Genomic DNA, 7,697 nt, shown 5'->3' with positions numbered 1-7,697 from the left:
CGGTTGACCTTGATGCCCCAGGGGTCCGTGGCCTCGTCCAGAATGGCGCGCATCTTGGCGTTGATGGTGTCCCGGCTTGTCAGGGACTGGTCCAGTTCCATCTCGCCGATGATGTTCCGCAGGGTGGTGGCGGTCAGGTTCTCAATGGCGTTCATGGGCCGTTCCACGCCGTAGGTATACAGCTTCGGGTCCGTGATCTGGAAGTAGATCACCGTATCGATCTGCATGGTGACATTGTCCTTGGTGATGACGGGTTGGGGCGCGAAATCCGCCACCTGCTCCTTCAGGGACACCTTCTTGGCCACCCGCTCCACAAAGGGCACCTTCAGGTGCAGTCCCACGCCCCACACGGTCCGGAACGCTCCCAGCCGCTCCACCACATAGGCCTTGGACTGCTGGACGATGACGATGTTCCCGATCAGCAGGATCAGGATCAGCACCACCAGGATCAACAGCGGAACCCACTTGAGCACATCCATCATATTCACACAACCTCCTCTTTTTTATCAGGCGCTTTCTGCGCCGCTTCCACAATGAGCTTCACACCCTCCATCCGCCGGATCTCCACCCGGCTGCCCGCCGGGAGCACCGATCCGTCGGCGCTGCGGGCGGTCCAGGTCTTGCCGTCCACATAGACGGCGCCGGAGGCGCTGTCGTTGTCGATGGTCTCCGTGACTCTGGCGGTGCGGCCCAGCACCCGGTCCGCGTTGGTAGGCACAGCCCGCCCGGCGGAGAGCTTTTTCACCAGGGGCCGGGTGGCCGCCAGGGCCGCCGCCGACACCGCCAGGAACAGCACCAGCTGGATCAGGAGCCCCGCCCCCGCCATGGCGGCGATCAGACCCGCCACGGCGCCGGGCACAAACCAGATGGAGACCAGCCCGGCGGTCACCGCCTCCACCACGCCAAAGACCACGATGGCCGCAATCCACAATGCCGTCATTTCGCTGTCTCCGCCTCCTTTCAAATACAGCATACACAGGGCCACCAGGGCGGTCACTGCCGCCAGCCCCCCCACTCCGGCCCATTTGTTGGCCGGGGACAGGTTGCTCACAAAATCTCCCAGCGCCGTTTTCAGTGTCCGGGACTCCATCCGCTCCGGCGCCGCCGGCGTCTCTTGGCCGCCCAGGGGGACCTCCTCGCAGAACAGGTCATTCATGGTGACGCCGTAGCGGTTGCAGATATAGATGATCTTCTCAAGCTCCGGGTATCCCCGGCAGGACTCCCACTTGCTCACCGCCTGCCGGGAGACCTTCAGCTGGGCCGCAAAGTCCTCCTGGGTCATGCCCCGGGCCCGGCGGAGCTCCTGCAACCGCTCTCCAAATGCCATACGCCTCTCCTCTCTGTCTGTCATTTTAGCAGAACCGCCCCGCCGTTTCCACCAACTCTGCTTTGCATCCGGCAAAATCCCGTGCAACTTCAGGTTTCCGTCCGGGAAGTGCGGCTCCGGCGGCGTTTATCGTTATTGTATCATGCCCATTTTGCAAATACCATTTCATTTTGGTTACAAAACCTCCCGGCCCGCCGGCGGCAGTTGCGGCAAGAGCCGGCGGGCATCTCGACATTTTCCGCAGTCTGCATTATAATAGGAAAAACGCCCCGCTGAGGCGGAGGCAGCAAGGAGGATGTTCCATGCGTCAGCCAAGAAGTGCGAAGGCCAATCCCTTTCCATACAGAGGCAGCCTGGTCTGCTACCTGTCTCTGGATGCTGCGGGCAGTCTCACGCAGGTGGGCCACGATTTCTCCTCTGCCGCAGAGGCCTACCGCCGGGCCGCTGCCGGAGAGATCCGGCTCTATGCCGTCTGGCCCGGGGAATACAGCAGCGACCTCTTCGAGATTGACGATCTGAATGCATTTGCAGACGCTTTTGGCGTGGAGCGGCCGGACCCCCATGTCCACGATCTGGCGTGGAGGCTCAGCCCGATGGATGACGGAACATCCCGCTATGCGAATGTGAATGTTGTCTTCCGCTGCGGCTGTACGCTGAGCAAGCAGAACATCAAAAAGTTCGCCAACGACATGCGCCGCCAGATGGGTTGGAATGTGGCGACTTCCACGGTACCGGGATGCCATGGCAGCGCCGACGGGCCGGAGGTCTACACCATTCGCGTGGAGCGCAGAACGCTGGGCCACGCCGCCCCCTGAGAGCCTCTCTTCCACCGGCTCCAATGAAAATCCACGGGCATCTGTATGCCCCGCCAAGGAGGAACCCCCATGAAATACACCATTCCCTGCCTCTTCGGGCTGGAGGCCCTGGTGGCCGACGAGCTGCGGCGGCTGGACCTGAAAAACGTCCGGGCCGAAAACGGCCGGGTCCACTGCGACGGCGGCCCGGCGGATATCCCCCGGCTGAACATCAACCTGCGCTGCGGCGCCCGGGTGCTGGTGGAGCTGGCCAGCTTCCCGGCCCCGGATTTCGAGGCGCTGTTTCAGGGCGTGGCCGCCATCCCCTGGGAGGATTGCATCCCCCGGGACGGGGAGTTCCCGGTGAAGGGCTACTCCATCTCCTCCCAGCTCCACTCCGTCCCCGCCTGCCAGGCCATTGTGAAAAAGGCCGCTGCCAAGCGGCTTGGCCAGGCCTACGGCTGCGAGACCCTGCCGGAGACCGGGGACCGCTATCAGATCCAGTTCGCCCTCATCAAGGACACCGCAGCCGTGTACCTGGACACCTCCGGCGACGGACTCTACAAGCGGGGCTACCGGGCCCACAACAACGGCGCCCCCCTGCGGGAGACGCTGGCCGCCGCCCTGGTGCTGCTCTCCCGCTACCGGGGGAGGGATCCGTTCTGCGACCCCTTCTGCGGCAGCGGCACCATTCCCATTGAGGCGGCGCTGATCGCCAAAAACCGGGCCCCAGGCCTGGACCGGCGCTTTGCCGCCCAAAAGTGGCAGAGCCTCCCCGCCAAGCTGTGGCTGGACGCGGCCGAAGAGGCCATGGATCAAGAATTCCACGGCCAGTACGACATCTGGGGCGGGGACATCGACCCCAGTGCGGTGGAGTTGAGCCGCCACAACGCGGAGCTGGCGGGGGTGGACGACTGCGTGCGCTTCGAGGTGGCGGATGCCGGAAAGTTCCACCGGGACAGCGACTACGGCCAGCTGGTGACCAATCCGCCCTACGGTGAGCGGCTGCTGGAAAAGAGAGAGGCGGAGGCCCTGTACCGCTCCTTCGGCAAAGCTGCCCGGACATTGCCGGCGGGCTGGCGCGTGCTGGTGCTCTCCTCCCACACAGAGTTTGAGCGCGCCTTCGGCCGCAGCGCGGAGAAGAAACGCAAGCTCTACAACGGCATGCTCAAATGCGACGCCTTCTTCTACCACGGAGGCGCAAAGACAGAGCCAGACAAAGGTTAAAAGACAGGAGAGATCGCCGCTGACAGTCCTCATCTTTCATCTCTTCACTCTTATCTCATATTTCGCCAAGGGGGGCCTGTCATGCGCCATGTCTTTTTGATCAACCCCCATGCCGGGAAGCAGGACCAGACTGCCCGCATCCGCGCCCTGGCGGACCGTCTGGCCGCGGCCCACAATCTGGACTGCCGGTGCCTGCTGACGGACCGCCCCGGCGGAGCGGAGGTCCTCTCCCGCGCCTTGGCAGAGACCGGGGAGCCGGTGCGCATCTACGCCTGCGGCGGGGACGGCACCGTCCACGAGGCGGCCAACGGCATCGCCGGGTTTCCCAACGCCGCCATGACGGTAATCCCCGCCGGCACAGGCAACGACTTTCTGAAGAACTTCGGCCCGGACGCTGCAAAATTCTCCGACCCGGAACATCTGTGGGACGGGCCGGAATTCCCCCTGGATCTCATCGACTGCAACGGCCGCCTGTGCCTCACCATCGCCTGCAGCGGCATTGACGCCCGCATTGCCGACACCGTCCACCGGTACGGAAATGTGCCGGGCCTCTCCGGCCGGGGGAGTTACCTGCTGTCCGTGGCGGTGAATTTTCTCTTCAAGCCCATCGGCCGCCGGTGGCGGGTGGAGCTGGACGGGGAGGTCCTGGAGGATGACTTCGCTCTGGTGTCCATGTGCAACGGCCGGTACTACGGCGGCGGCTCCATGCCGGTGCCGGAGGCCCGGATGGACGACGGAGTGCTGGAGACCATCCTGGTGAAAAACGTGCCGAAGCGCACCTTCGCCCGGTTGTTCCCGGCCTACTCCGCCGGGGAGTATTGGAAATTTCCCCACATCGCCCGAATGGTGACGTCCCGGCAGGTGGTGATCACCGCCAGCCCCGGGGAGGCGGACATCGTCACCTGTCTGGACGGGGAGAGCCTCCGGAGCCGGGAGGTGCGGCTGGTACTCGCGGAGAAGCGGGTGAACTTCTTCGGGCCGAAGGGGTGCAGTCCCAATGCCACGGCAGGATTTGACCGAAAGCCAAGGAAGCGTCGATATTCCACAGCTTTTCTGCTATTATAGGCATCCTACGATCATTCAACCACTGCGCCTCGGCACGGTATAATAGTCAACTAGAATAATTGATAAATAGAGGCCAGGACACACCCGAAGGAGGTGTCCTGGCCTCTTAATTTTTCATTCAGTGCTTTCCTGCTTCCATTTATGGCTTGTCGTATCGGAATGCAGAAACGATATAGGCAATTCTTGATGTTCCGTAAGGCACAATTCCCCCCATAACCAACCAGATAAAGGCATATTCCCTTGTCAGGCCAAAGGCAATCATGCCGGCTATAATGGTCATAAATGAAGCGTACAGTGCGACCCGAAATGCTTTTTCAGCGCATTTCAATTCGATATACTGATTTCTCTCATCCTGCTCCGCAATCATATCCTCTTCCGTTTTTTTAGGTTTCAGAAGGGAAATACCGACCAGCAGAACAATAATAAAGAGAGCAACCCCTGCGATAGCTTTTTGCGAGGTTGTGAACGCGGTAATATCACCCAGATAAAAGCTGCCGAAGGCAGCCAATACCAAGAGCAGGCCCAGCATCTTACCCTTTCCGCCAAATAATTGCATAGTTATTTTTCCTCCGCTCCCTCGTCCTCGCCGTCAATATGCAGGGCCATTACCATGTGATAAAAAGCTGCAAGTAAGCAGATACCTATGCCGATAACCGCCTTTGGAATACCATGCGTAGCCTCGGTAAATATACAAAATCTTGATATTCCAATACCAACGGCAAGCAGTAATAATAAAATCCCCCGGATAAACATTTTCTTATTTGTGATCTTCATCCTGATTTTCCTCACATTCTACATTTTCTTTCAAGCAGCACAACTCTTCAACGGTCGTATGAAATACCTGTGCGATCTTGTAGGCCAGAACAAGCGATGGATTGTATTCGCCTCTTTCTATGGAATTGATCGTTCTTACTGTCACACGAACCCGGTTCGCAAGCTGCTGCTGCGTCAATCCTGCGGCAGTTCGCAAATCCTTGATAATCGTTTTCACGCTCCTCACTCCTCAAATAGGAAGTTAACTTCTTAGGAAGCTGACTTCATATTAAATTAGGGCAGCGAAAATGTCAAGAGAAATTTTAAGAAGCTTACTTCCTATTGAACAGTGAAAAAGCCATAAAAATATTGCATTAAAGGCGCGTCAGCCTCCGCTCCTGTCCATGGCGGCTTGCCGTTCATCTCGACCATTGACCGAGGCCGGATGCTGTGTTGAAAAATTTTTCAGGGAGGTATGGGATAACCCGCAACAACAGCATATAAAGAAACCTCGTATTATACGGAACACTTGATAAAAAGCAAAAATTTCTTCGTATTTAGAAACTTTTTCCCGTGAATTGTGCAGTATTTGCGCCGGTGAAAATCGTATCCGTGAAGAATGCGTAACCCCAAGCAGAGCTGTTTCATGCGGCACAGTGAGATGTGAAGCCGTCAGTCCGCCTGAGGCAGCCGTTTGGGCAGAAAGCTGGTCATGACAGTTGAATTCTCCTGTCCAGCAGGACGGCTCCCATGCGCTCCCCTTCTGAGAGGGAGATTTTTTCGGAATTCACAAATTCTTCATAGATACCCCCTTTACAAATGGAAAACATTGCGCTATGATAGCAGCGTTAGCACTCGAATGATATGAGTGCTAACGCTGAACTTGTTTTTCAAATTTTTATTTCTATAAGGAGGAACCCCATTATGAAACTCACTCCGCTCGCAGACCGTGTCATTCTGAAGATGGTGGAGACCGAGGAGACCACCAAGGGCGGCATTATCCTCACCGGCAGCGCCAAGGAGAAGCCCTCCGTGGCGGAAGTCATCTCCGTGGGTCCCGGCGGCAACGTGGACGGCAAGGACGTTGTCATGACCGTGAAGCCCGGCGACAAGGTCATCACCAGCCAGTACGCCGGCACCAAGGTCACCCTGGAGGACGTGGAGTACGTGGTTGTCCGTCAGAACGACATTCTGGCGATCGTGGAATAAATCTCCCGCTCCCGCTTGCAATCAGGAATCGGAAATTGTGGAGCCGCCTGCAACGGCCAATTTCAAATCGTTTGGCTCTGCCGGACGCCAAAATTCCCAATTCCTAACTCCCCATCCCTAATTTATGAAACATGAAGCTCTATTACAGGAGGTTTGATTACTATGTCTAAGCTCATCAAGCGCGGCGACGAGGCCCGGAAGGCCCTGGAAGCCGGCGTCAACTCTCTGGCCGATACTGTCAAGATCACCCTGGGTCCCAAGGGCCGGAACGTGGTTCTGGACAAGAAGTACGGCGCTCCCCTCATCACCAATGACGGCGTGACCATCGCCAAGGAGATCGAACTGGACGATCCCTTTGAGAACATGGGCGCCCAGCTGGTGAAGGAGGTCTCCACCAAGACCAACGACGTGGCCGGCGACGGTACCACCACCGCCACCCTGCTGGCCCAGGCCATGATCCATGAGGGTCTGAAGAATCTGGCCGCCGGCGCCAATCCCATCGTGGTGAAGAAGGGCATGGCCAAGGCCGTGGAAGCCGCGGTGGCCGAGGTCAAGAAGCAGGCCAAGACCGTGGACGGCTCCAAGGACATCGCCCGTGTCGGTGCTGTGTCCTCCGGCGACGAGGAGATCGGCAAGCTGATCGCCGACGCCATGGAGAAGGTCTCTGCCGACGGCGTCATCACCATCGAGGAGTCCAAGACCGCTGAGACTTACAGCGAGGTTGTCGAGGGCATGCAGTTCGACCGCGGCTATATCACCCCCTACATGGTGACCGACACCGAGAAGATGGAAGCCGATCTGGACGATCCCTATATCCTCATCACCGACAAGAAGATCTCCGTCATCAACGACATTCTGGACATTCTGCAGCAGCTGGTCCAGGCCGGCAAGAAGCTGCTGATCATCGCCGAGGATGTGGAGGGCGAGGCCCTGAGCACCCTGATCGTCAACCGTCTGCGCGGCACCCTCAATGTGGTGTGCGTGAAGGCTCCCGGCTTCGGTGATCGCCGCAAGGAGATGCTGCAGGATATCGCCACCCTGACCGGCGGTACCGTCATCAGCGAAGAGGTGGGTCTGGAGCTCAAGAGCGCCACCATCGATATGCTGGGCCGTGCCCGTCAGGTGAAGGTCACCAAGGAGAACACCACCATCGTCGACGGCGCCGGTGACTCCGCTGCCATCAAGGACCGCGTGGCCCAGATCCGCAGCCAGATCGCCAACACCACCAGCGACTATGACCGTGAGAAGCTCCAGGAGCGTCTGGCCAAGCTGGCCGGCGGCGTGGCTGTCATCAAGGTCGGTGCTGCGACCGAGACCGAGAT

10 protein-coding genes are annotated in these 7,697 nt (G+C 58.9%); 5 read left to right on the top strand and 5 right to left on the bottom strand.

The features are described 5' to 3' along the window. Positions 1 to 482 (bottom strand): paraslipin (locus QVE23_RS09625; protein ID WP_353847679.1); only part of this gene is annotated, 482 nt, incomplete at its 3' end. Between the two features lie 2 nt (positions 483 to 484). Next, positions 485 to 1,327: an NfeD family protein gene (locus tag QVE23_RS09620; protein ID WP_160117445.1), complete on the bottom strand. Its 843-nt coding sequence runs from the start codon at positions 1,325 to 1,327 to the stop codon at positions 485 to 487. 302 nt (positions 1,328 to 1,629) lie between these two features. Here QVE23_RS09620 and QVE23_RS09615 point away from each other — a divergent pair, with 302 nt between their 5' ends. The 3 genes from QVE23_RS09615 to QVE23_RS09605 all read left to right on the top strand — a co-directional run bounded on the left by QVE23_RS09615 (position 1,630) and on the right by QVE23_RS09605 (position 4,413). Beyond that, positions 1,630 to 2,142, top strand: a complete 513-nt coding sequence (locus tag QVE23_RS09615; protein ID WP_287966911.1) for a hypothetical protein — start codon at positions 1,630 to 1,632, stop codon at positions 2,140 to 2,142. 69 nt (positions 2,143 to 2,211) lie between these two features. Then, the gene (locus QVE23_RS09610; protein WP_021750282.1) at positions 2,212 to 3,348 is read left to right on the top strand and encodes a THUMP domain-containing class I SAM-dependent RNA methyltransferase; all 1,137 of its coding nucleotides are present in this window, start codon (positions 2,212 to 2,214) and stop codon (positions 3,346 to 3,348) included. Between the two features lie 81 nt (positions 3,349 to 3,429). Next, a complete protein-coding gene (locus QVE23_RS09605; RefSeq protein ID WP_119311658.1) occupies positions 3,430 to 4,413 on the top strand; it encodes a diacylglycerol/lipid kinase family protein in 984 nt (327 codons plus the stop codon). A 139-nt stretch (positions 4,414 to 4,552) separates the two neighbouring features. On the opposite strand, the gene QVE23_RS09600 is transcribed toward QVE23_RS09605, so the two are convergent. The 3 genes from QVE23_RS09600 to QVE23_RS09590 are packed head-to-tail and all read right to left on the bottom strand — an operon-like array spanning position 4,553 to position 5,404. Further along, the gene (locus tag QVE23_RS09600) at positions 4,553 to 4,969 is read right to left on the bottom strand and encodes a DUF2178 domain-containing protein (RefSeq protein WP_021750284.1); all 417 of its coding nucleotides are present in this window, start codon (positions 4,967 to 4,969) and stop codon (positions 4,553 to 4,555) included. A 2-nt stretch (positions 4,970 to 4,971) separates the two neighbouring features. Beyond that, positions 4,972 to 5,187 (bottom strand): hypothetical protein, encoded by a 216-nt coding sequence (locus QVE23_RS09595; RefSeq protein ID WP_021750285.1) that lies wholly within the window; start codon positions 5,185 to 5,187, stop codon positions 4,972 to 4,974. After that, complete coding sequence (locus tag QVE23_RS09590; protein ID WP_021750286.1) at positions 5,171 to 5,404, bottom strand: helix-turn-helix transcriptional regulator; 234 nt, start codon at positions 5,402 to 5,404, stop codon at positions 5,171 to 5,173. The genes QVE23_RS09595 and QVE23_RS09590 overlap by 17 nt, the downstream gene beginning before the upstream one ends. 686 nt (positions 5,405 to 6,090) lie before the next feature. Between QVE23_RS09590 and QVE23_RS09585 the strand changes: the two genes are divergently transcribed. Together QVE23_RS09585 and groL are read left to right on the top strand one after the other, a co-directional pair. Next, positions 6,091 to 6,375, top strand: coding sequence for a co-chaperone GroES (locus tag QVE23_RS09585; RefSeq protein ID WP_025544992.1), 285 nt, complete (start codon positions 6,091 to 6,093; stop codon positions 6,373 to 6,375). A 162-nt stretch (positions 6,376 to 6,537) separates the two neighbouring features. After that, positions 6,538 to 7,697: chaperonin GroEL (gene groL / locus QVE23_RS09580; protein ID WP_287968062.1), on the top strand; the 1,160-nt coding region annotated here is incomplete at its 3' end.

Source organism: Oscillibacter sp. KLE 1728 (assembly GCF_934833455.1).
In the GTDB taxonomy this organism is placed as follows: Bacteria; Bacillota; Clostridia; order Oscillospirales; family Oscillospiraceae; genus Oscillibacter; species Oscillibacter welbionis.
The sequence above is the reverse complement of the archived record's forward strand: the minus strand, read 5'-3'. Positions and strand labels throughout refer to the sequence as shown.